Here is a 24250-nt window from a genome sequence, read left to right as displayed (position 1 = left end):
GAGGCGGACGAACACGACCGAGCAGGGATCACCGCGCGGCTGACTGACTCTGGTGGTGAGCGCCGCGGAACCCGTCGGCTCGGTGCGCGTCTTGGGCACACCGAACGGGCGGAGCGGGCGATCGCGGATCCGAACCACAGGCCGAAGACCGACACCAGACGGTCCGGCACGAAGAATGGCCGTCTCGTGCGCGTAGATGCGCAGCGCACACAAAGATGGCCGCCGATGGTTCGGCGGCTAGAGTCTGTCGACCTCGATAAGCACGATCGGACGGTATCACCCGCCGAGAGTCGCCACCGCACTGCCCTCGGCCGTTCACCGCCGCAACAGCCAGGTCAGCGATCGACCGATCGGGTCAGTTCACCGTCACCGCCGACAAGCGCCAGGGACCGTCGCCGAGCAGTTCCAGCTGGCGGGTGTGGAGCTGGTCGACGGTGCTGCGGTGGCTGACGCTGACGAGCATGCAGTCCGGCACCCGCTCCCGGATCAGGTGGTACAGCGCGAACTCGAGGCCCTCGTCGACCGCCGACGTCGCCTCGTCGAGGAACGCGGCCTGCGGGCAGATCAACACGATTCGGGCGAAGGCGATGCGCTGTTGCTCGCCGGGTGACAGGATCTTCGCCCAGTCCGCCTCCTCGTCCAGACGGCCGACGAGGTTGCCGAGTTGGACGGACTGCAGGGCCTCGACGATCCGCGCGTCGCCCAGGTCGTCCGGAGTCGCCGGATAGGCGACGGCACTGCGCAGGTCCCCGAGCGGGAGATACGGCAACTGGGACAGGAACAGCGCTCCCTGTCCGATCGGGCGGCGCACCCGGCCGTCGACGAACGGCCACATCTCGGCGAGGGCACGCAGCAGCGTCGTCTTGCCGCTGCCCGACGGCCCCTTCACGAGCAACGCCTCGCCCGGTTCGAGGTGCACGTCCAGGTCGTCGATCAACAGTCGTCCGTCGGGTGTGCGGACCGACACCTGGTCCAGTTCCACCGAACCGTCGTGTCCCTCCGTGCGAATGGCCGGGAGTTGCCGGGACTTCTCGTCGGCGTCGAGCAGTCCGTTGAGCCGGATCAGGCTCGCCCGATAGCCGGCGAACACGTCGTACGACTGACGGAAGAACGACAGGGCGTCCGACACCTGGCCGAACGCCTGTGTGCTCTGGGTGATATCGCCGAGGGTGATGGTGCCGGCGAAGAACCGCGGCGCCTGGATGACGATCGGGAACACGACCGAGACCTGGCTGACGCCCAGGTTGAACCCGTTGAATTTCAGTGTCCGGAAAACGATCTGCCACGCGTTGACGATCACCCCGGCAAACCTGCCGAGCAGTCCGCGCTTCTCTACGCCCTCTCCGCGGTAGAAGGCGACGTTCTCGGCGCTGTCGCGCAGACGCACCAGGGCGTAACGGAAGTTCGCCGTCAACCGCTCCTTCAGGAAGCTCAGCGCGATCAACGGCCGGCCGATCCAGAAGGCGATCACGGTGGCGGTCAGGATGTATACGTAGACGAGAACGACCATGGCCCGGGGAATCTCGACCCCGAGGATCTCCATCGGACCGGACAGGTCCCACAGGATCCCGGTGAAGGACACCACCGTCACCACCGAACTGACCAGCCCCATCGACAGGGTCTGCGTGGTGTTCGCCACCTCGGTGATGTCGGCCTCGATCCGCTGGTCCGGATTGTCGATGGATTTGTCGATGAACCTGCCGCGGTAGTAGGCGCGGCCGCCCAGCCAGTCGGTGGTGACCCGATCGGTGAGCCAGGTGCGCCACAGGATCTCGAGTGCCTGCCCCACGTACTGGGCCAGCAGCGTCCGCACGACGTGCACGGTTGCGAGCACCGTGAACACCACGATCGATCGCCAGAACATCGATTTCGCGCCGTCGAGCATGGCCGCATCACCGGCCTCGAGACCCTGCGCAATCAACTGCAGCGAGGTGTACATCTCGTTGCTCTGGTACGAGAGCAACACCATCACCCGGACTCCCAGGATCGTCAGGAACAGCAACGCCACGATCAGCGACCACGGTCGCCAGCTGTCCCGAGTCGAGAAGTAGCCTCCGGTGATTCGCCAGAATTGCCGACCCCACCTGGTGTGCCGCGCGATCAAGGCGCCGATCACCACGAAGCAGACCAGGCCGATAGCGAACGCCTTCGACGTCCACAGCAAACTGGCCACGACTTCGTTGTTCCAGTCGATCGATTCGTTTCGCATGAGGCTCCCCCATCAGGGATGGCGTGCCGTGAATCGAGAACCAGAATTCTATCCGCCCCCGTGATGACCGAGGAGGCTCATGACCGAACCGGCTCAGCGCCGGGCCGGAAAGTGCCGAATGACGCCTTCCTGCACGACAGTTGCAATCAACTGACCGTCGCTCGCGAAGAACCGACCGGTCGCCAGACCTCGCGAACCGGCCGCAACCGGCGATTCGGTCGCATACAGCGCCCACTGGTCGAAGCGGAACGGGCGATGGAACCAGATCGAATGGTTGACCGTCGCGGCGACGATGCGGTCCAGACCCCACGACAGTCCGTGGGTGGTGAGAATCGAGTCCAGCACCGTGGTGTCCGATGAGTACGCCAGCGCCGCGGTGTGCGCCCACGACTCGTCAGGCAACTCCCCGTCGGCCCGCATCCACACCCGGTTGTGGTTGAGTCGCTCGCCGGTGCCCTTGAGCACCCACGTCGGGTCGTTGGCGTAGCGCATCTCCATCGGCTTGAGCGCATCGACGAACATCCGCAGCCGGTCCTCGTACCCGACGAGGTGTTCCCCGATCGACGGCAGGGACTCCGGACCGGCGACGTCGGGGATGTCGACGCTGTGCTCGAGGCCCTTGCCCCAGTCCTGGAACGCGGCGAACATCGAGAACAGCACGTTGCCGTCCTGGTACGCGGTGACCTGACGGTTCGCGAACGCCCTCCCGTCGCGATGTCGGTCGACGCGGTACTCGATCGGCGCCTTGACGTCACCACCGCGGATGAAGTGGGCGTTGATCGCGTGGATCGGACGGTCTCCCTCGACCGTCCGCCCAGCCGCGACCAACGCCTGCGACACCAACTGGCCACCGAATGTGCGACTGCCGACCTGCGCGGGATGCCGACCGAGGTAGGTGTCCTCGCGGATCTGCTCGAGATCCAGCAACGCCAACAGCGTCTCCAGATCGGCCGATCTCGTCGGACGTACCCCTGCCCCCGCGTCGGTCACCCGCATTGCCCCCTTCTAGTGGTCTTCCTCCCCGATCCGGTGCACGTGGATCAGGTTGGTCGAGCCTACTGTGCCGGGCGGCGAGCCGGCGACGATGACCACGAGGTCACCCTTGTTGTAGCGACCGAGTGAGAGCAGCGCGTGGTCGACCTGCGTGAACATCTGATCGGTCGAGGCGACCGCCTCGACGATGAACGTCTCGGTGCCCCACGACAGCGCCAACTGGCGGCGCACCGCCTCGAGCGGTGTGAACGCCAGCAGCGGAAGCGGCGAGTGCAGGCGCGCCAACCGGCGGACCGTGTCACCGGACTGCGTGAACGCCACCAGCGCCTTCGCATCGAGACGCTCACCGATGTCACGGGCACCGTAGGAGATGACACCGCGCTTGGTGCGGGGCACATGCGTGAGCGGCGGGACGCGCGCCGGATCGGTCTCGACGGCCTCGAGGATCCGGGCCATCGTCTGCACCGTCTCCATCACGTACTTGCCGACCGACGTCTCGCCCGAGAGCATCACCGCGTCCGCGCCGTCGAGCACCGCATTCGCGACATCCGACGCCTCGGCGCGAGTGGGCCGCGAGTTCTCGATCATGGATTCGAGCATCTGTGTGGCGACGATCACCGGCTTCGCGTTCTCACGCGCGATCTGGATGGCGCGCTTCTGCACCAGCGGAACCTGCTCGAGCGGCAGTTCGACGCCCAGGTCGCCGCGGGCAACCATGACCGCATCGAACGCCAGCACGACGGCCTCGAGGTTCTCGATCGCCTCGGGCTTCTCGAGCTTCGCGATGACCGGGACGCGGCGGCCGACCCGATCCATCACGGCGTGTACCAGCTCGACATCGGCCGGCGAGCGCACGAACGACAGCGCGATGAAGTCGACGCCCAGCGACAGCGCGAACTCGAGATCCTCGATGTCCTTCTCGGACATCGCCGGCACCGACACGTTCATGCCGGGCAGCGACACGCCCTTGTTGTTGCTGACCGGGCCGCCCTCGGTGACACGGCAGACGACGTCGTCGCCCTCGACGGCCTCGACCACCAGGCCGACCTTGCCGTCGTCGACGAGTAACCGGTCTCCGGGCTGCGCGTCCTGCGCGAGCTGCTTGTACGTCGTCGAGACACGGTCGTGCGTGCCCTCGCAGTCCTCGACCGTGATCCGGATCTGTTCCCCGGTCGCCCAGTACGTCTTGCTCTCGACGAACCGGCCGAGGCGGATCTTCGGTCCCTGCAGGTCGGCGAGGATGCCGACCGCGCGTCCCGTTGCTTCGGACGCCTCACGCACCCGTCGGTAGTTGTCCTCATGATCGGAATGTTCGCCGTGGCTGAAGTTCAGTCGCGCTACGTCCATCCCGCTCTCGACGAGTTCACGTACGCGGTCGCCGGTAGCAGTCGCAGGGCCAAGTGTGCAGACAATCTTCGTGCGTCGGGTCACGAGCAAAGCCTAGTCAATGCGAGGAACGAACTCTATTCGGCAGGAGAACGCCCCGTGACGTCCAGATGAGCGTCAGACGACGGTCAGCGGGAGCGCAGTCGGATGCACGGGGGCGGGCAGCTCCGAACTCCCGGTCAGATAGGCGTCGACGCCCCGTGCCGCGGACCGCCCCTCCGCGATGGCCCACACCACCAGCGAGGCCCCCCGGTGCGCATCGCCGCACACGAACACACCGGGCGTCGCGGTCTGCCAATCGGATCCACACGAGAGCGAACCCCGCCGGTTGGTACCGAGGTCGAGATCGTCGAGTAGCGGGCCGTGTTCGGCGCCCTCGAAGCCGATCGCGAAAAGCGCTAGGTCGCAAGGAAGTTCGATCTCCTCACCGACCGGCCGAATCACCCTCTGCCCCGATTCGTCGCGCCCCAGCCGTACCTCCGCCAGGATCATCGACCGCACGCGCCCGTCGGCGTCACCGAGGAATCGCTGAACCGCAACCTCGTACCGGCGCACACCGCCTTCCGCGTGCGCCGGGGACGTGCGCAGCACCATCGGCCAGGCCGGCCACGGCGTGGAGGATTCGTCCCGTTCGGTCGGTAGGGCCGGGTGATAGTCGAGCTGGGTGACCGACAGCGCGCCCTGCCGGTGCGCGGTCCCGAGGCAGTCGGCTCCGGTGTCACCACCACCGATGATCACCACGTGCTTGCCACGCGCGCTGATCGGCGTCGGCCCGTCACCCTCGCACTCATGGTTGGAGGCGACGAGATACTCCATCGCCAGGTGCACGCCGTCCAGCTCCCGGCCCACGACGTCGCGGTTGTCGCGCGCCTGCAGTGCGCCCGTCGCGAGCACGACCGCCTCGTACCGTTCCCGCAGCGCGGACACCGGCAAGTCGATACCCACCTCGACCTCGGTGACGAAATGCGTTCCCTCCACTCTCATCTGAGTCAGCCTCTGGTCCACCACCGCCTTCTCGAGCTTGAACTCGGGTATCCCGTACCGCAGCAGCCCGCCGAGTCGGTCGTCGCGCTCGTACACGGTCACCTCGTGCCCGACACGAGTTAGTTGTTGCGCAGCAGCAAGTCCCGCGGGGCCCGAACCGACGACGGCGATATGTCGGCCGGTACCGATGGCCGACAGGACCGGCCCCACCGCACCCTTCTCCCAGGCGGCGTCGGCAATGGCTTGCTCGATCCGCTTGATCGTGACGCTGCCGGTGGTGTGGGTGTCGGCGAGCGAGAGGACGCACGCGGCCTCGCAGGGTGCCGGGCACACCCGTCCGGTGAACTCCGGGAAGTTGTTGGTCGCGTGCAACCGGTCTGCCGCCGCACCCCAGCGACCTCGGCGAACCAGGTCGTTCCACTCGGGAATCAAGTTCCCCAGGGGGCACCCGGCACTCCCGGAGTGACAGAACGGGATCCCGCAGTCCATGCACCGACTGGCTTGCTCGGACACCTCCCGGGCACGCTCCTCGGCCGACTGCGACTCGTACACCTCGCGCCAGTCGTGGACACGTTCTTCCACCGGACGCTTGCGCGCCTCCTGCTTGGTGACGTGTAGGAAACCCTGTGGATCAGCCACGTGCCGCCTCCATGATCGCGGTATCGACGTCCAGCCCCTCGGCCCGCGCCATCCGGGTCGCCTCGAGCACCCGCTGGTAGTCGACGGGCATCACCTTGGTGAACAGCGCCGACCGCCGTGGCCAGTCCGCCAGCACCGACGCCGCCACCGCGGAGCCCGTCCACCGCAGATGCTGCTCCACCACCACCCGCAGCCATTGGAGATCGTCACCGTTCGGCGCCTGCAACGTCACCATCGCCGGGTTGATCTTCGACAGATCAGCGTCCAGGACGAAGGCGATCCCGCCCGACATGCCCGCGGCGAGGTTCCGGCCGATCGGCCCGAGCACCACGACCCGGCCCCCGGTCATGTACTCGCACGCGTGATCGCCGACACCCTCGGCGACCGCCACCGCACCCGAGTTCCGCACACAGAACCGCTCGCCCACCCGCCCCCGCAGGTACGCCTCACCCGCCGTCGCCCCGTAGAGGAGCGTGTTGCCCGCGATCACCTGGGTCTCCGGCAGGAACAGCACGTCGTCCGCGGGCCGAATCACGACGCGACCACCCGAGAGCCCCTTGCCGACATAGTCGTTGGCGTCGCCGACGAGGTCGATCGTGATTCCCGGCGGCAGGAACGCACCCAACGATTGACCGGCGGATCCCTCCAACTGGACCCGGATGGTGTCGTCGGGCAGACCGGCGGCACCGTAGCGTCGGGTGACCTCCGACCCCAGAAGCGTCCCGACCGTCCGGTTGACGTTGCGAACCGGCAGCTCCAACCGCACCGGTAGCGCATCCTCGAGGGCACCCTCGGCCAACTGGATGAGCGTGCGGTCCAGCGCGAGGTCGAGTCCGTGGTCCTGCGCACGCACGCACCGCCGTTGGGGAATGCCGACACCGGGCAGCGACTCGGTCGTGGCGAAGATCGGGCTCAGGTCCAGTCCCCGGCTCTTCCAGTGCGCCACCCCGACCGCGGTCTCGAGGATCTCCGGATGCCCCACCGCCTCGTCGACACTGCGGAAGCCCAACTCGGCGAGGTACCGGCGCACGCCCTCGGCCACGAATCGGAAGAAGTCCTCGACGAATTCGGGTTTGCCGGTGAACCGCTTGCGCAACTCGGGATTCTGCGTCGCCACCCCCACCGGGCAGGTGTCGAGGTGGCACACCCGCATCATGATGCAGCCCGCCGCGATCAGCGGCGCCGTGGAGAATCCGTACTCCTCCGCGCCGAGCAGCATCGCCACGACGACGTCCCGCGCGGTGCGCAGGCCGCCGTCGCACTGCATCGTGATCCGGTCACGTAATCCGTTGAGCACCAGCGTCTGCTGCGCATCGGCGAGCCCGATCTCCCACGGCAGCCCGGCGTGTTCGAGCGACGTCAGCGGGGACGCACCGGTACCGCCGTCGTGACCGGAGATCAGTACGACGTCGGCGTGCGCCTTGCTGACACCGGCGGCAACCGTGCCGACCCCGACGGAGCTGACCAGCTTGACGTGCACACGAGCCTGCTCGTTCGCGTTCTTCAGATCGTGGATAAGCTGGGCCAGGTCCTCGATCGAGTAGATGTCGTGGTGTGGCGGCGGCGAGATCAGCCCCACGCCGGGCGTCGAGTGCCGGGTCCGCGCGATCCACGGATACACCTTGTACGCGGGCAACTGCCCGCCCTCTCCCGGCTTGGCGCCCTGCGCCATCTTGATCTGGACGTCGGTCGCGTTGACGAGGTAGTCGCTGGTCACGCCGAATCGCCCGCTCGCGACCTGTTTGACGGCGCTCCGCCGCCGCGGGTCGTGCAGCCTGTCGACGTCCTCGCCGCCCTCCCCGGAATTCGACCGCCCGCCGATCCGGTTCATCGCGACGGCGATGGTCTCGTGCGCCTCCGCCGAGATCGAGCCGTAGCTCATGGCGCCGGTGTTGAAGCGGGTGAAGATGGCCTCGGCCGGTTCGACGTCGTCGAGCGGGACGGGCGGTCGCAGTCCACGACGGAACTCGAACAGTCCGCGCAGGGTGCCGCCCTCCGCCGAGAGGCGGTCCACCTCCGCGCTGTACCGCTCGAACACGTCGGCCCGGCCCGTTCGGGTCGCGTGCTGCAGCAGGAACACCGTCTCCGGTGTGAACAGGTGCAGTTCGCCGTCGCGCCGGTACTGGTAGATGCCGCCCACGTCGAGCCGACGGTGAACCTGCGCCGAGGGGCTCTCCGGGTACGCCTGCCGGTGCCGCAGCTCCACCTCCCGCGCAAGCACGTCCAGACCGACCCCGCCGAGGCGGCTGACCGTGGCGGTGAAGTACTCGTCGACAACGTCGTGGGACAGACCGATCGCCTCGAAAACCTGTGCGGCGGTGTACGACCCGACGGTAGAGATCCCCATCTTCGACATCACCTTCAGGACGCCCTTGCCGAGTGCCGTGAGGTAGTTGCGCACTGCGACGGACGATTCCACGCCGGTCAGCTCCCCCTCCGCCACGAGGTCCTCGATCGTCTCCATCGCGAGATAGGGGTTGACCGCCGCCGCGCCGAACCCGATCAGCAACGCGATGTGGTGTACCTCCCGGGCGTCGCCGGTCTCGACCACGAGCGCGACCTTGGTGCGTTCCTTGGTTCGCACCAGGTGGTGGTGGACCGCGGACACGGCAAGCAGCGACGGGATCGGTGCCCGCAGGTGATCGGAGTCGCGATCGGAGATCACCAGTGTCCGATAACCGTTCGCGATGGCGGCACTGGCCGCCGCCCGCAGGTCCTCGATCGCCTCGGCCATGCCCGCTCCGCCACTGTCGGCGCTGTACAGCGCCCGCAGGACGGTCGCCGCGAACCCCGGGCAGTCGCCGTCGGCGTTGATGTCGATGATCTTGCCGAGTTCGTCGTTGTCGAGGACGGGCCACGACAGTACGAGCTGGCGACACGACGCCGCCGCCGGCTCGAGGAGGTTCTGCTCCGGGCCCATCACTCGCCGCAGCGACGTGACGATCTCCTCGCGGATCGCGTCCAGCGGCGGGTTGGTGACCTGCGCGAACATCTCGACGAAGTAGTCGTACAGCAGCCGCGGACGCTGCGAGAGCACCGCTACCGGAGTGTCGGTACCCATCGATCCGAGAGGTTCGCCCCCCGACGTCGCCATCGGCGCGAGCAGAACACGTTCCTCTTCCTCTGTGTACCCGAACGCCTGCTGTCGCCGCACGACCGACTCGTGGTCGTGCGGGATACGCCCCCGGCTCGGGAGCGAGCGCAACTCGAGCAGGCCGGCGTGGAGCCACTCCCGGTAGGGCCGCTGGCCCGCGAGCTGTGACTTGATCTCGTCGTCGGGCACGATGCGGCCGCCGGCGGTGTCGACCAGGAACATCACCCCCGGCTCGAGTCGTCCCTTCGCGATCACATCCGACTGGGGTATCGGCAGCACCCCGCTCTCGCTGGCGAGCACGACGCGCCCGTCGGTGGTGTGCCACCACCGTCCCGGACGGAGGCCGTTGCGGTCGAGCAGGGCGCCGACGACGGTGCCGTCGGTGAACGTAATGCAGGCGGGCCCGTCCCACGGCTCCATCAACGACGCGTGGAACTGGTAGAAGGCGCGACGGTCGTCACCCATCGCGGTGTGGTTCTCCCACGCCTCCGGGATCATCATCGACACCGCGTGCGGCAGCGACCGGCCACCCAGGTGCAGCAGCTCCAGAACCTCGTCGAACGACGCCGAATCGGACGCCTCGGGCGTGCAGATCGGGTACAGGCGTTCGAGATCACCCGGGATGCGATTGCTGCGCAGCATCGCCTCCCGCGCACGCATCCGGTTCCGGTTCCCGCGCACGGTGTTGATCTCCCCATTGTGCGCGACATACCGGAACGGGTGTGCCAGAGGCCAGGACGGAAACGTGTTGGTCGAGAACCGACTGTGCACGATGGCGATCGCGCTCGCAATGCGGCGGTCCCGCAGATCGGAAAAGTACAACCCGAGCTGCTCCGTGGTCAGCATGCCCTTGAACGTCATCGTCCGACTCGACAGCGATGGGAAGTACACACCGGTCCCGGCCTGTTCGACCTCCGGCGTCACCAACTCGGCACGCTTACGCAGCCCGTACACCCGCCGATCCAGCTCGAGCCCGGCGGGTCGGACGCCGTTCACCGGCGGCGCGGACACGAAGAGATACGTCATGTACGGCATGCAGGACCGGGCCGTCGCGCCGATGTCGGCCCCGATCGGCTCCACCCGGACGTCGTGCCAACCGAGGATCTCGACATCCTCGCGCTCGGCGATCGCCTGCACCCGACGTCGCGCTGCCGCGCGCAGGTCGGCCTCCATGGGGAGGAAGCAGATTCCGGCGGCGAACGTCGAGGATCCGTCCGGCGCCGGCGCAGGCAGCTCGAAATCGGCCAGCTCACGCAGAAAGTCGCCGGGCAGCTGGATGAGAATCCCCGCTCCGTCGCCGCTGTTGACCTCTGCGCCCGCGGCACCACGATGCTCGAGGTTCTCGAGGGCGAGCAGCGCGTCGGCGATGATCGCGTGCGAACGGCGGCCCTCGACATCGGCGACCATCGCGACGCCGCACGAATCCGATTCGCGATCGGAAACGTAGAGGCCACCGGAATCTGGTTGCCGAGAAAACAGCACCGAACACCTCCACACCGGCCGCGTACGTCCCGACCGCGACCACCTGTTCGCGCATCACGCACTTCTCGGGCGACTCCCTCGTGGGGGTCGCCGACTACGGGTGCTGACTGCGTTGATCGGGGTCCACCGGCATTGCTGTCGACCCGTGAAGGTTGCCGAGTTCCACACCCGGCCGGGCCAGTTTACCGCGCCATCGCCACCCGAAGCGATGCCGAAAAAGCCACACCGCCCGTGCCGATATCGGCACGGGCGGTGTGGTTCGAGTACGTCAGGTCCGGTCGGACTCGGTCGGCTCGGGATCGCCGGGCGGGGGCGGATAGCTCGGCCCGGCTCCCCACCCCGGGCCGTTACCGACCCCGGAGAAGGTGTCCCAGCCCGGTCCGGCCGCCCCGCTTCCGGACGGCGGCACCGCCGAGGTGCCCGACGTCGACTCCGTCATGGAGGCGTCGGCTGTCGCGTCGTAATCGAAAGGCGCGCCGAACTCCGGCGACGAAGTGGGTTCGACCAACTCGTCGTCGAACTCGGTGGATTCAGTCATTTCTTCTCCCTTCCGCTGTCGCTGCCGTCGCGGTCGGTGTGATCGGGACTCGTGACGGAGTCCCCATCGACTGCGGGCGCCGCGGCTCCGACCGTTCGGTCGGTGCGACTGCTGCGCGGTTGCAGATCCTCCGGATTCTCACGCCCCTTCTTCGCCAGAACGAAGTAGGCGACGGCGCCGGCGAACACGAGGGCCGACGTGAACGAGTTCACCCGGATGCCCAGGATCTCGGACGCGTGATCCGACCGCATCAGCTCGATCCAGAAACGGCCCGCGCAGTATCCCGCCACGTAGAGCGCGAACAGCCGGCCGTGACCGATCTTGAACCTGCGGTCCACCACGACTAGCAGCACGACGATCAGCAGGTTCCAGACCAGTTCGTAGAGGAACGTCGGGTGAACCACCTGCATCACGACGCCGTTGGATGCACCGTTGAGCGTGTCGACCCGTCCCGCGGCGTCCGTGCGCTCGTAGATCTCGAGACCCCACGGGACCGTCGTCTCGCGGCCGTACAGCTCCTGGTTGAACCAGTTGCCGAGTCGGCCGATGGCCTGCGCCAGGATTATGCCGGGCGCGATCGCGTCACCCAGCGCCGGCAGCGGGATGCCCCGGCGTCGGCAACCGATCCACGCACCGACGGCGCCGAGCGCCACGGCACCCCAGATGCCGAGGCCGCCCTGCCAGATCTTCAGCGCGTCGACGGGGTTCCCGCCGGCACCGAAGTACGTCGGCCAGTCCGTCATGACGTGGTAGAGCCGGCCACCGATCAAACCGAACGGCACCGCCCAGACGGCGATGTCGAGGACCGTGCCCTTCTCACCGCCGCGCGCCACCCATCGCCGGTCGCCCCACACGATCGCCACGACGATGCCGACGATGATGCAGAGTGCGTAGGCACGCAGGGCCAGCGGTCCGACGTACCACACCCCCTGCGGTGGGCTGGGGATGTACGCGAGAAATTGCGTCGAAGTCGCCATCGAAGTCACTGGGCCACGGTAGCCGAGCGCACGCCCTCCGCGAGTTCCGTGGTGAGGGCGCGGACCGCACCCAGGCCCTGCTCCACCGCGGAGACGATGGCGGATCCGACGATGACCGCGTCCGCGTACGCCGCGATCTCGGCGGCCTGCGCGCCCGACCGGACGCCGAGGCCGACACCGACCGGGATGTCCGAGTGCGCACGGATCCGGGCGGTGAGTTCCGGCGCCATCGACGACACCGCGTCACGCGCACCGGTCACGCCCATCGTCGACGCCGCGTAGATGAACCCGCTGCTCGCCTCGAGGGTCATCGCCAGCCGCTCCTCGGTGGAGGACGGCGCAACGAGGAAGATCCGGTCCAGGTGATGCTCCTCGGAAGCCTCCATCCACTCACCGGCCTCCTCGGGGATCAGGTTCGGGGTGATCAACCCGAGGCCACCCGCGTTCGCGAGGTCGCGCGAGAACCGGTCGACGCCGTACTGGAGTACCGGATTCCAGTACGTCATGACGACCGCGTTGCCGCCCACCGACGCAATCTGCTCGACCACGGTGAACACGTCACGCACGCGCACTCCGTTGCGCAGCGCGGTCTCGGCAGCCGACTGGATGGTCGGTCCGTCCATCACCGGATCGGAGTACGCGATGCCGACCTCGATGATGTCGCAGCCGGCGTCCACCATCGTCTTGTAGACGTCGATCGACGCGGCGACGTCCGGGTAACCGGCCGGCAGGTAGCCGACGAGCGCGGCGCGGTTCTCCTCGCGACATTTCGCGAACGTGGGCGCCAGGCGTGAATCTCGCTGGTTCACTTGGCCGTACCTTCCTTGCTCGAATCGGCGGCGTCGGCAGCGGTGTCCTTGTCGAACAGGCCGAACCACTGCGCCGCGGTGTCCATGTCCTTGTCGCCGCGGCCGGACAGGCTCACGACGATGATCGCGCCGTCGCCCAGTTCACGACCCAGCTTCAGCGCGCCCGCCACCGCGTGAGCCGACTCGATCGCCGGGATGATGCCCTCGCGTCGCGAGAGCAGCAGCAGCGCGTCCATTGCCTCGGCGTCGGTGATCGGCTCGTACGACGCCCGACCGGTGTCCTTGAGGTAGGCGTGCTCGGGTCCGACACCCGGGTAGTCGAGGCCGGCCGAGATCGAGTGCGACTCGATGGTCTGGCCGTCCTCGTCCTGCAGCAGGTACGAGTACGCACCCTGGAAGGCGCCCGGGGTGCCGCCTGCGAAGGTGGCTGCATGCCGACCGGTCTCGACGCCGTCGCCGGCGGCCTCGTAGCCGACCAGCTTGACCGCCGGATCGTCGATGAACGCATGGAAGATGCCGATCGCGTTCGAGCCACCGCCGACGCACGCCACGACGGCGTCCGGCAGCCTGCCCGTCAGCGTCTGCACCTGTGCCCGCGCCTCGAGACCGACGATGCGCTGGAAGTCGCGCACGATCATCGGGAAGGGGTGCGGACCGGCCGCGGTGCCGAAGCAGTAGTAGGTCCGATCAGCGTTGGTGACCCAGTCGCGCAACGCCTCGTTGATCGCGTCCTTCAGCGTCGCCGATCCGGTCTCGACCGACACGACCTCGGCGCCGAGCAGACGCATCCGGGCCACGTTGAGCGCCTGCCGGGCGGTGTCGACGGCACCCATGTAGACGATGCACTCGAGACCGAGCAGCGCACACGCGGTCGCCGTCGCCACACCGTGCTGGCCGGCACCGGTCTCCGCGATGATCCGGGTCTTGCCCATGCGCTTGGCGAGCAGTACCTGCCCGAGCACATTGTTGATCTTGTGAGATCCGGTGTGGTTCAGATCTTCCCGCTTGAGCACGATGCGGGCCCCACCGGCGAACTCGCGCAGCCGGGTCGCCTCGAACACCGGGGACGGGCGACCGGTGTAGTCGCGCTGCAGCCGATCCAGCTCGTCCAGGAACGAGTCGTCCCCGCGGGCCTTGTCGTACTCGGCGGTGACCTCCTCGATCACCGCCATCAGCGCCTCGGGGACATGACGTCCGCCGTACACACCCCAGTGGCCGCCGGGATCGGGCTCGTGGGTGGAGCGCTCGGTCAGACCGGCGCTGGCGGGGGGCAGATTCCCGCCCTTGGAGACGAGGGCCTCATTGCGTGAACTCACGTCCCCAGTCTGCCCCAACCCCGACGAGAACGAGTGGTCGGGTCCGCCGGCGGGCGACGACTCAGCGAGCCGGCTTGGGGCACGACGGATGGGCGCCCGCCGTGACCAGATCGGAAACAGCGGTCCGCGGGTCGCCGCTGGTCACCAGACCTTCGCCGACGAGGACCGCGTCCGCGCCGGCACCCGCGTACGCCAGCAGGTCGGCGGTGCCGCGGACGCCGGACTCGGCGATCTTGACGATATTCGTGGGCAGGCCCGGAGCGATCCGCCCGAACGTGTCCATGTCGACCTCGAGGGTCTTGAGATTGCGCGCGTTGACGCCGATGACGCTGGCTCCGGCCTCGAGTGCGCGGTCCGCCTCGGCCTCGGTGTGGACCTCGACCAGAGCGGTCATCCCGAGCGACTCGGTACGGTCGAGCAGCGACGCGAGCACATGCTGCTCGAGGGCCGCGACGATCAGCAGGATGACGTCCGCGCCGTGCGCACGCGCCTCGTGGATCTGGTACGGGCCGACAATGAAGTCCTTCCGCAGGATCGGGATGTTCACGGCCCGGCGGACAGCGTCGAGGTCCGCGAGCGAACCATGGAAGCGACGCTCCTCGGTGAGCACGCTGATCATCCGCGCCCCACCGGCCTCGTACGCAGACGCGAGCACGGCAGGATCCGGGATGTCGGCGAGTGCGCCCTTCGACGGGCTCGCGCGCTTCACCTCCGCGATGACGCCGATGCCCGGGGCGCGCAGGGCCGCGGCGGCATCCAGTGCGGGAGGCGCTGCGGCAGCGGCGGCCTTGACGGCGGCCAGGTCGAGAACGGCTTCGCGGGCGGCGACATCGGCGCGCACCCCGTCGAGAATCGAGTCGAGAACGGTCATCGTGGCTCGAGTCCTTTCCGGCATGTCAACCGATGTGTGAGGTACCTCATCGGATCTTGACTCAGCCTAGAGGTCGGGGTTATTCGGTCTCCCGGCGGGTACCCGACTGGCCGGTGTCCTTGCTCACATCCGTCGCCGAAGGGCTTGACTCACCAGCACCGGGAGCCCTGTCACCGTCGTCGACGGTGGGGTCCTCGCCGGCATCGAGCGCATCCCAGAGCATGCGCTGCGTCTGCGGCTCGTCCTTCTTGTCGACGGCGCCGCGCTTGGCGGCAGCGTCGCGGCGGGCCGCCGGACTGTCGTACTTGGACGAGAGTCCGCCCGTCGCAGCCGGTTTCCGGATGAGCACGAAGGCCGCCGCCAGTGCGACCACCGAGCCCACCAGCACCAGCACCGCGGGCAGGACGGAGACCTCGGTCGCCGTCACCTGCGTGGCGACCCGCTCGAATCCGGCAATGTCCGCAGCCTTCTCGTCGGAAGCACCACCGGTCAGCAGGCCGATCGCGGGAATCGCGGCGACCACCGCGACGACCGCGACCAGCAGGCCCAGCACCCGCACGAGCCACCCGCGCACCGCGAACGCGGCCGCGATCGCCGCGACCAGCGCGAGCGCCAGCGGTGTGGTCGCGGCGGCCCACGTGCCGCCGTCGAGGTTCGTCACGCGATCCTCGCCCAGCCCGTCGGACGACGTCACCGTCACCCACGTCATCCGCGACGAGCCCCACAGGCACGCCGCTGCCACCGCGAGCAGCAGCGCCGCCACCCCGGTCGCGCGGCGGCCGGAGTTCCGGCCGCCGGACTCGTTCTCACTCACCGGTGTTCACCTCCGAACGGTCCCCGAAGGACCGCAACGTCTGTGCCGCGGCGATCGCGCTCAGGACCGCCATCGCCTTGTTCCTTGCCTCGGTGTCCTCGTAGACGGGGTCCGAGTCGGCCACCACGCCGGCGCCCGCCTGGACGTATGCGGTGCCGTCCTTGATCAGCGCGGTGCGGATCGCGATCGCGGTGTCCGCATCGCCCGCGAAGTCCAGGTATCCGACGATGCCACCGTAGATTCCGCGGCGGGTCGGCTCGAGCTCGTCGATCAGTTCCATCGCCCGAACCTTGGGCGCACCCGACAGCGTGCCGGCCGGGAAGCAGGCGGTCACCGCGTCCAGCGCGTGCTTGCCCTCCGCCAGACGTCCGGTCACGGTCGACACCAGGTGCATCACGTGGCTGTAGCGCTCGATGTGGCGGTAGTCGTGAACCTTCACCGTGCCCGGCTCGCACACCCGGCCCAGGTCGTTACGGCCGAGGTCCACGAGCATCAGATGCTCGGAGTTCTCCTTCTCGTCCGCGAGCAGGTCCTTCTCGAGCAGGATGTCGTCCTCCTCGGTGGCGCCGCGCCACCGCGTGCCCGCGATCGGGTGGGTGGTCGCCACGCCCTCACTCACGGTGACGAGCGCCTCGGGGCTCGACCCGACGATCGAGAACGCGGTGTTCCCGTCCGCGCCGGGTACCTGCAGCAGATACATGTACGGGCTCGGGTTCGAGGCCCGCAGCATCCGGTAGACGTCGATCGGCTCTGCAGCGCAATCCATCTCGAAGCGCTGCGAGAGAACCACCTGAAAGGCCTCGCCGGCCTCGATCTCACCGATCAGCCGGCGGACGTCGATACCGAAGCTCTCGGTAGTGCGCTGGCGACGGTAATCGGGCTGCGGGCGGGCGAACGTCGAGACCGTCGAGTGAGCCGGCGCGGCGAGCGCAGCGGTCATCCGGTCCAGTCGCGCGACGGCGTCGTCGTACGCGGCGTCCACGCGCTCGTCGGAACCGTCCCAGTTGACAGCATTGGCGATGAGGGTGATCGCGCCCTCGTGGTGGTCGACCGCGGCCAGGTCGGTGGCGAGCAGCATCACCATCTCGGGGATCTGCAGGTCGTCGACGGCATGACTGGGCAGGCGCTCGAGCCGGCGGACGGCGTCGTAGCCGAGGAATCCGACCATTCCGCCGGTCAGTGGCGGCAGATCGGGCAGACGCTCGGTGCGCAGCAGTTCGAGGGTCCGTCCCAGCGCCTCCAGTGGGTCACCGCCCGACGGAGCGCCCACCGGGACGTTGCCGAACCAGGCGGCCTCGCCGTCCTGCACGGTCAACGCCGCGGGACTGCCCGCGCCGATGAACGACCAGCGCGACCACGACCGGCCGTTCTCCGCCGACTCGAGCAGGAAGGTGCCCGGCCGGCTGCCGGCCAACTTGGTGTAGGCCGACAGCGGAGTCTCGGCATCCGCCAACACCTTTCGGATGACGGGAACCACACGATGCTCCGCCGCGAGAGCCCGGAACTGCTCACGAGTGGTGGTCGAATCGTGCCGGGGCGCCTCGCCGAGAACTGCCGAGGTAGCTGCTGGGATGGTGGTGGACTCGCCGCGCATGCACCCATCATCCCAGGAACGTCGATTCCGCCCGCGCCCGCGGGTAGCGTCAGCGCCCATGAAGCCCGGTGAGCTCGCGCCCGAATTCGACCTGCCCGACCAGGACGGGACACGTCGGACGCTGACGTCGCTGCTCGCCGGCGGACCGCTCGTGCTGTTCTTCTACCCGGCCGCATCGACACCCGTGTGCACCGCCGAGGCCTGCCACTTCCGGGATCTGTCCGCCGACTTCGCCGCCGCGGGGGCCGTCATGGCCGGCATCAGCCGGGACACCGTCGACAAGCAAGCAAGCTTCTCCCGCGCGCAGTCGTTCGGTTACCCGCTGCTCGCCGACGTCGACGGCACCGTCGCCGAGCGGTTCGGCGTCAAGCGCGGACTGCTCGGCAAGATCACGCCGGTCAAGCGGACCACGTTCGTCATCGACACCGACCGCACCGTACTCGAGGTGATCGCGAGCGAGGTGCGGCCGAACCTGCACGCCGACCGGGCGCTCGAGCTCGTCCGCAGCCGGGCCTGACGCCCGTCAGGCCACCTGGATCGACCGCTTCGCCAGGCCCATCCAGAAGCCGTCGATGATCTGTTGCGGCGTCTGCTCCGGGTCGTTCGATGCACCCAGGGTGACGAACAGCGGAGCGAAGTGCTCGATAGTCGGGTGCGCATACGGCATTCCGGGCGCCTGCGCGCGGAAGTCGATCAGGGCGTCAACGTCGCCGGCTGCCAACCGCTCCCCCGCCCACGCGTCGAACTCGGCCGACCAGCCGGGGGCCGTCGCCTCCGGCGAGGGGTCCCGCAGGAACGGCAGCCCGTGCGTCGTGAAGCCGGAACCGACGATCAGCACACCCTGCTCGCGCAGCGGGCGCAGACGCCGCCCGAGTTCGAGCAGTCGTTGCGGGTCGAGGGTCGGCATCGAGATCTGCAGGACCGGCACGTCCGCGTCCGGATACATGACCGTCAGCGGCACGTACGCGCCGTGATCGAGGCCGCGATCCGGCTGGTGGTAGACCGGTTCGTTGTCCGGCATGAGCGCGGCGACCTGGCGGGCCAGTTCCGGCGCACCGGGCGAGGCGTAGGTCACCTCATAGAACCGGCGCGGGAATCCGCCGAAGTCGTAGACGAGCGGCGTTCCGGTCTCGATTGCGCCGATGGTGAGCGGCGCCGATTCCCAGTGGGCCGAGACGACGAGGATCGCCGTGGGACGCGGCAGGTCGGACGACCACTGCGTGAGCTCGCGGACCCACCGCTCACTGTCGACCAGCGGGGGCGCGCCGTGGCTGAGGAAGATCGCAGGCATGACGGTCACATGAACTCCTTTGTTGAAGCTTCAAGTTAACATGTGACTCAACGCGCCCGGTCATCTGCTATTCCCCGACCAGCGGGCCGCGGCGGACGTTTGACACGCTGGTACCCGAACACCGACTTTCAGCGATCGGAGAACAACCCGATGGGCGCGCAGGACAACACCGAGACCACGTGGCTCACCGGAGCCCAGCAGGACGCGTGGCGAACCCTCGTCTCCCTCGTCACGAGACTGCCCGCAGCGCTGGACACCCAACTGCAGCGGGACTCCGACCTGACGCATTTCGAGTACTTCGTCCTCGCCGTGCTGTCGGAGGCACCGGACCGGCGGCTGCGACTGTCGGAACTGGCGCAGCAGGCCAACGCCTCGCTCTCGCGCCTCTCGCACGTCGTCACGCGATTGGAGAAGCGGGGCTGGGCGCGCCGCGAGACCGTCACCGGCACGCGGGGCGCGTTCGCGGTCCTGACCGACGAGGGTTACGCGAAGGTGGTCGAGGCCGCGCCCGGACACGTCGACACCGTGCAGGCGCTGGTGTTCGAGGGACTCGATTCCGCCCAGGTGGCCCAGCTGTCGTCGCTGGGCAAGGCGCTCGTCGATCAACTCGACAAGGGCATCGCCGCGGGCACCGGCAAGGCCTAGGGCAGGCCACACGACGCTCGCGGCCATGTCGATGAAGAAGACGGCGCCTGCGCACCTCCCGTGGGGCGGCCTGCTCACGTTGACGCCCGGGGCGGTTCTCTACCGTGGTGCCGGCGGTGACGCCGATCTGCACGCGCACCACGCCGTTCAGGTGATGATCTCCCTGGACGAACCCTTCGTCCTCGAGTTCGAAGACGACCACCATCACACCGCCGCCGCGATCGTTCCGAGCGGTGCACCACACCGGCTCCACTGCACCTCGCGCCGCCTGCTCCTGATCCTCGTCGAGCCGTTCGGGCCGCGTGGTCGTGGCCTCGGCCTCATCGGTGAGCGAAGCCGCGGCCAGGAGTTCGAGGCCGTGCTCGAGCGCATCGCCACCGAGCACGCCGACGACGCGGACCCCGTGACCGCCGTCGACAGCCTGGTTCGGGCCATCACCCCGGAAACGCCACAGCGGCCCGCCCGGCTGTCCGAACCGGTGCGCGCGGCACTGCGGTACCTGGAGCAGACCCCCGGTATACAGCCCACGCTCGCGCGCGCGGCCGCCGAGGCGCACCTTTCCCCCTCGCGGTTGACCCACCTGTTCACGCTCGAAGTGGGCATCCCGTTCCGACGCTACGCACTGTGGGTCCGTCTGCGGACCGTGACCGAGCGAGTGACGTTCGGAGACAACCTGACTCAGGCCGCCGTGGCGGCCGGGTTCAGCGACTCCTCGCACCTCAGCCGGGTGTTCAAGAACAATTTCGGCCTGAGCCCGTCGGCCCTTCTGGGCATGACGGTCGACCGCGATGCGTGGCCGGAGGGCACCTCCTGACCGGGGGCGCTCGCGGGGAAAGTCAGCCGCAACGTTCAAGTCTTCCGATGCCCTCTCCGCATACGTTCGGGTCATGGACGTTCGACTGCAACCCACCCCCCTCCTCGACTACGACCACCCTTCGATTCAGGCGCTGATCGCACAGCGCGGATGGCGCGATCTGCCCCACGGAATCCGCATCGGCGCGGTCTACGACTTCGTCAGGGACGAGATCGGCTTCGGGTACAACTCATCCGACGCACTGGCAGCCTCCGAGGTGCTCGCAGACGGCTACGGCCAGTGCAACACCAAAACCACGCTCTTGATGACCCTACTGCGGGCCGTCGGCGTGCCCTGTCGGTTCCACGGGGCGACCATCGACAAGAGTCTGCAGAAGGGCGTCCTCGACGGAATTCTCTACCGTCTGGCGCCTCGGGACATCCTCCACAGTTGGGCGGAGGTCCGGTTCGAAGACCGGTGGGTCGAGCTGGAGGGCGTCATCCTGGATGCCGACTACCTGACCGGACTACGCGACACGGTCGCGTCGGGCGGCGCATTCCTCGGCTTCGGTGCAGGGACCGAGGACATCGGTGACCCGCCGGTCGCGTGGACCGGCACCGATACTGCGATTCAGAAGACCGGAGTGAACCGCGATCTCGGCACGCACGACGATCCGGACGCGTTCTACCGAAAGCACGGGACCAACCTCAGCGGAATCCGAAACCTGCTGTACCAGCGGGTTATCCGGCACGTAATGAACCGTAGGGTCGCTTCGCTCCGCGGTTGCGCCTCGCTCCCGAGAAGCGAGGCGTCGGCGCCTGACGGGTCCTGAGCGCGAGATCAGCCCAGCGGTTCGCCTCCGACGCCCCAGTGCTCGCGCGGCACCTCGGTGATGGTGACCCACACCGAGGAGGCGTTCTTGCCGGTCGCCTCGGCATACGCCTCGGTGACGGCGGCGATGGTCTCGCGCTTCTGCTCGGCGGTGAGTCCCGGCGTCTGGCTGATCTGAATCAACGGCATGCCGGAGATTGTGTCAAACGCCGGGCACGCAGAAGCAGGCGCGACCGCGAATGTTTGGTGCTGCACGCCGTGCTGGCGGGCGACGAGGACAGCTGGGGATTCATCGTCCAGGGGATCAAGGCGAAAGCTCAGGAGTTCCTTCCCCATCGGGACCAGTACACCCTCTCCCGACCGATCCGCTCCGGGTGCAACGTCGTCGGCGCATGATTACCGACGACGGAAGCGGGTAATTCCCGACCATGGATACCGATCGGGCTCTGCGGGTGGTCGTCATCGGCGCGACGGGAAACGTCGGCACCAGCGTCGTCGAAGCGCTGAGCGCTGCCGGGCACATCGGGGAGATCGTCGGCGCCGCCCGGCGTCCGACCGAGTTGGCCTACCCGAAAACGAGATTCGTGGTGGCCGATACCACCATCGACGACATCCGCGGCCTCGTTCGCGGCGCCGACGTCGTCATCCATCTCGCGTGGCTCTTTCAGCCCACTCACAGGCCCGAAGTCACCTGGAACAACAACGTCCTGGGCGCCATCCGTGTATTCGAGGCGGTCGCCGACGAGCGCGTGCCGGCGCTGGTCTACGTGTCGTCGGTCGCTGCCTATTCACCCGACCCGTCGGACCGCGCGGTGGCAGAGGACTGGCCCACGCACGGCTGGCCGGGCGCCGCATACCCCATGGAGAAGGCCTACCTCGAGCGTTGGCTCGACGCGGAGGAACTCCGCCATCCGGAGACGCGAGTGGTCCGGATTCGCCCGTGCTTCTTGTTCAAGCGGCGGTCGGCCACCGAGCAGCGCTGATTGTTCGCCGGGCCTCTGGTACCGGGCAGTCTGGTTCGCCGCGGCCTGGTTCCCGCAGTCCCGCTGGTCGATGGGCTGAACGCCCAGGTCCTGCACACGAGCGACGCCGCGACGTCGATCGTCCAGGCGGCACTTCGCCCGGTCCGGGGCGCCTTCAACCTGGCGTCGATGCCGGCTGTCGACGGTCGGTACCTCGCGGAACTTCTCGGCGCTCGCCCGGTTCCGATACCGCGCCGCGCGCTGCGACTCGCGACGTCACCGGCGTGGCACCTTCGGGTGCTCCCCGCCTCCCCCGGACTGCTCGACACCGTCCTCCAGCTGCCACTGTTGGACAGCACGCGGGCCGAAACCGAACTCGACTGGCAGCCGCGGTTCACTCCGCGGGAGACTCTCGAGACCTTCCTCGGCGGACTCCGGTCGGGTGCGGGCCTTCCGACTCCCCCATTGGCCGGCGATTCCGTCTCACGCCGACTGCACGAACTGTCGACGGGAACGGGACAGCGGGACGACTGAGACGGACGCCGGACGCCGGCGTCACGGGCAGGCCGGTGTGACGATGTGGTAGATCTGCTCGGCCTGATCCTGCGACGGCTCGGCCCCCCTTGTTGGCCGCCAGCACACGAATCTTCTCGGTCACCTGCTCTTCACTGATTCCGTTGGCGAGGTCGTTGCACGATGCGATGACGATGTTCTCGATGCTGTCGTCGTCGCGGTCCTCCGAGAGATCCGAGTAGCCGGTTCGGAACGCGACCACGAACGCATCGAGCTTCGCCTGATCGAAGGTCCCCAATTGTTCGGTCGATGTGACCGACGTGGGGGTGGATTCGTCGGTCTCGTTCTCCCGTGGTCACCGGCATCTCCATCGACGTCTGCATCGTCGTGTCGGTGCTGTCGTCGTTCTCGTCTCCGCGCGCCCGTCAGCGTGAGTACGGCGCCCGCACCTACCAGTGCGGTGGCGATGATCTTCTTCATCGGAATTGCCTTCCAACTCGGGGACTGCGTATGGGATCCGGCCGAGTCCTACTGCTCGGATCGAGTGGACGGGAAGAACTGCTGCTCGTACAGGCGGGCCGCCTCCTCGAGTACCGCGGGGTGGATTCGCGCCAAGGGACGGAAATGCGTGACGAGTGGTTCCAGATCCAGACTGTGACCGATGACGGTGCCGGTCAGCAGCCAGGCAAAGCAGTCCGACTCCGGGCTCTGTCGACCGCGAGCCTGTTCGCCGAGACCACAACAGCGGTGGAGGCGTCGTGCCATCCACTCCTCGGCCGACCCGGGCCACCACGGTTCGGGCGCAAGGGGTGTCACGACCAGTCCCGGCATGTCGATTCCCGATTCCCGGTCCCGGCTCCGGCAGTCGGCGGCATCGCGGGCGGGACCGGTCGAGTAGCGCAGGAAGATGCCGTGGGTCGACGCCGTGAGGGCGACCAGTTCGGCCAATGTCGTGATGGCGACGAGCGGCGCCCCCGGCGGCTCCCGATTCGAAACCGCGCCGCTCACGACGGTGCCCTCCGAACCCGCACCTGCACGAAGACCTCCCGATACTCTTCCGTCGACGACGGCCACGGCCACGGTCCGTATACCCGGACGGACGCGCGCCCAACCATCTATCCCGTCGGTCTCCCGGACCCGGCAGTCCCGCACGGCGCCCTGTCGGCGACTCGCGCACGTTTTCACTTCCGAGCGCCTCGGGAATGCACCGTCAATTGCATTCGCTCGGCGATGCACCGAGCATCTCGCCTCGTGGGCGGTGACACGACGCACACGGTGGGCGTCGCGGCACCCGAGCCGGCCGAGCAGCTCAGGCTTCCATTCACGAAGGTGTACTCGGTCGCCCACCTGGCGTGGGGCTTCCAGCCGACGCATCGGCGTCGAGCAGTCCACGTGTCCTCGACTTGGCCGAGGGGATGGTCGACCGCGCCGGCACCGGCAGCGCCGTTCTCGCGGACCGGTCGGTATTCGAGCGGTTGACGTCAGCGCTCAGGCGGGTCCCCGTCGGGC

Annotated in this window: 20 protein-coding genes and 1 pseudogene; 6 read left to right on the top strand and 15 right to left on the bottom strand. The window is 68.2% G+C overall.

Annotation, left to right across the window (positions count from 1 at the left end; genetic code table 11):
• Nucleotides 1–355: 355 nt before the first annotated feature.
• From DEU38_RS18295 to DEU38_RS18240, 12 genes are all read right to left on the bottom strand, one after another.
• Nucleotides 356–2209, bottom strand: coding sequence for an ABC transporter ATP-binding protein/permease (locus DEU38_RS18295; RefSeq protein WP_114722820.1), 1854 nt, complete (start codon nt 2207–2209; stop codon nt 356–358).
• Nucleotides 2210–2302: 93 nt separating this feature from the next.
• Complete coding sequence (locus DEU38_RS18290) at nt 2303–3205, bottom strand: acyl-CoA thioesterase II (protein ID WP_114722819.1); 903 nt, start codon at nt 3203–3205, stop codon at nt 2303–2305.
• 9 nt (nt 3206–3214) lie between these two features.
• A complete protein-coding gene (pyk, locus tag DEU38_RS18285; protein ID WP_114722818.1) occupies nt 3215–4633 on the bottom strand; it encodes a pyruvate kinase in 1419 nt (472 codons plus the stop codon).
• A gap of 72 nt (nt 4634–4705) precedes the next feature.
• Nucleotides 4706–6211, bottom strand: a complete 1506-nt coding sequence (locus tag DEU38_RS18280) for a glutamate synthase subunit beta (protein ID WP_114722817.1) — start codon at nt 6209–6211, stop codon at nt 4706–4708.
• Nucleotides 6204–10787, bottom strand: coding sequence for a glutamate synthase large subunit (gene gltB / locus DEU38_RS18275; RefSeq protein WP_114722816.1), 4584 nt, complete (start codon nt 10785–10787; stop codon nt 6204–6206). Before gltB ends, DEU38_RS18280 begins: the two co-directional genes overlap by 8 nt.
• Before the next feature lie 268 nt (nt 10788–11055).
• Complete coding sequence (locus tag DEU38_RS18270; RefSeq protein ID WP_258557990.1) at nt 11056–11325, bottom strand: hypothetical protein; 270 nt, start codon at nt 11323–11325, stop codon at nt 11056–11058.
• Entirely contained in the window at nt 11322–12302 is a 981-nt protein-coding gene (gene lgt, locus DEU38_RS18265) for a prolipoprotein diacylglyceryl transferase (protein ID WP_258557989.1), read from the bottom strand. Before lgt ends, DEU38_RS18270 begins: the two co-directional genes overlap by 4 nt.
• 5 nt (nt 12303–12307) lie before the next feature.
• On the bottom strand, nt 12308–13111 hold the full coding sequence (trpA, locus tag DEU38_RS18260) for a tryptophan synthase subunit alpha (protein WP_114722815.1): 804 nt from the start codon (nt 13109–13111) through the stop codon (nt 12308–12310).
• Entirely contained in the window at nt 13108–14427 is a 1320-nt protein-coding gene (gene trpB / locus DEU38_RS18255) for a tryptophan synthase subunit beta (RefSeq protein ID WP_114722814.1), read from the bottom strand. The genes trpA and trpB overlap by 4 nt, the downstream gene beginning before the upstream one ends.
• Nucleotides 14428–14488: 61 nt before the next feature.
• Nucleotides 14489–15298 (bottom strand): indole-3-glycerol phosphate synthase TrpC, encoded by an 810-nt coding sequence (gene trpC, locus DEU38_RS18250; protein WP_114722813.1) that lies wholly within the window; start codon nt 15296–15298, stop codon nt 14489–14491.
• A gap of 79 nt (nt 15299–15377) precedes the next feature.
• Nucleotides 15378–16112: a TIGR02234 family membrane protein gene (locus tag DEU38_RS18245; RefSeq protein WP_114722812.1), complete on the bottom strand. Its 735-nt coding sequence runs from the start codon at nt 16110–16112 to the stop codon at nt 15378–15380.
• Nucleotides 16105–17706 (bottom strand): anthranilate synthase component I, encoded by a 1602-nt coding sequence (locus DEU38_RS18240; RefSeq protein WP_114722811.1) that lies wholly within the window; start codon nt 17704–17706, stop codon nt 16105–16107. The genes DEU38_RS18245 and DEU38_RS18240 overlap by 8 nt, the downstream gene beginning before the upstream one ends.
• 58 nt (nt 17707–17764) lie before the next feature.
• On the opposite strand from DEU38_RS18240, the gene DEU38_RS18235 reads away from it, so the two are divergent.
• Complete coding sequence (locus DEU38_RS18235; protein WP_114722810.1) at nt 17765–18223, top strand: peroxiredoxin; 459 nt, start codon at nt 17765–17767, stop codon at nt 18221–18223.
• 6 nt (nt 18224–18229) lie between these two features.
• Here DEU38_RS18235 and DEU38_RS18230 read toward each other — a convergent pair whose 3' ends face one another.
• Entirely contained in the window at nt 18230–18997 is a 768-nt protein-coding gene (locus tag DEU38_RS18230; protein ID WP_114722881.1) for a dioxygenase, read from the bottom strand.
• A 150-nt stretch (nt 18998–19147) separates the two neighbouring features.
• On the opposite strand from DEU38_RS18230, the gene DEU38_RS18225 reads away from it, so the two are divergent.
• From DEU38_RS18225 to DEU38_RS18215, 3 genes are all read left to right on the top strand, one after another.
• On the top strand, nt 19148–19642 hold the full coding sequence (locus DEU38_RS18225; RefSeq protein ID WP_114722880.1) for a MarR family winged helix-turn-helix transcriptional regulator: 495 nt from the start codon (nt 19148–19150) through the stop codon (nt 19640–19642).
• Nucleotides 19643–19667: 25 nt separating this feature from the next.
• Nucleotides 19668–20456, top strand: a complete 789-nt coding sequence (locus tag DEU38_RS18220) for an AraC family transcriptional regulator (protein ID WP_114722809.1) — start codon at nt 19668–19670, stop codon at nt 20454–20456.
• Nucleotides 20457–20529: 73 nt separating this feature from the next.
• A complete protein-coding gene (locus DEU38_RS18215; protein ID WP_181818835.1) occupies nt 20530–21267 on the top strand; it encodes a transglutaminase family protein in 738 nt (245 codons plus the stop codon).
• A gap of 8 nt (nt 21268–21275) precedes the next feature.
• Here DEU38_RS18215 and DEU38_RS18210 read toward each other — a convergent pair whose 3' ends face one another.
• Complete coding sequence (locus DEU38_RS18210) at nt 21276–21455, bottom strand: 2-hydroxymuconate tautomerase family protein (protein WP_114722808.1); 180 nt, start codon at nt 21453–21455, stop codon at nt 21276–21278.
• A 57-nt stretch (nt 21456–21512) separates the two neighbouring features.
• On the opposite strand from DEU38_RS18210, the gene DEU38_RS28550 reads away from it, so the two are divergent.
• The gene (locus DEU38_RS28550) at nt 21513–21662 is read left to right on the top strand and encodes a hypothetical protein (RefSeq protein WP_174910631.1); all 150 of its coding nucleotides are present in this window, start codon (nt 21513–21515) and stop codon (nt 21660–21662) included.
• 32 nt (nt 21663–21694) lie between these two features.
• A pseudogene (locus DEU38_RS18205) lies at nt 21695–22762 on the top strand (NAD-dependent epimerase/dehydratase family protein).
• A 507-nt stretch (nt 22763–23269) separates the two neighbouring features.
• Here the strand turns inward: DEU38_RS18205 and DEU38_RS29295 are convergent.
• The gene (locus DEU38_RS29295; RefSeq protein WP_254622522.1) at nt 23270–23749 is read right to left on the bottom strand and encodes a DUF6098 family protein; all 480 of its coding nucleotides are present in this window, start codon (nt 23747–23749) and stop codon (nt 23270–23272) included.
• Between the last annotated feature and the right edge of the window lie 501 nt (nt 23750–24250).

The organism is Rhodococcus sp. AG1013, assembly GCF_003350365.1.
In the GTDB taxonomy this organism is placed as follows: Bacteria; Actinomycetota; Actinomycetes; order Mycobacteriales; family Mycobacteriaceae; genus Prescottella.
Note: the sequence above shows the minus strand (reverse complement) of the source record. Positions and strands in the feature narration are given on the sequence as shown.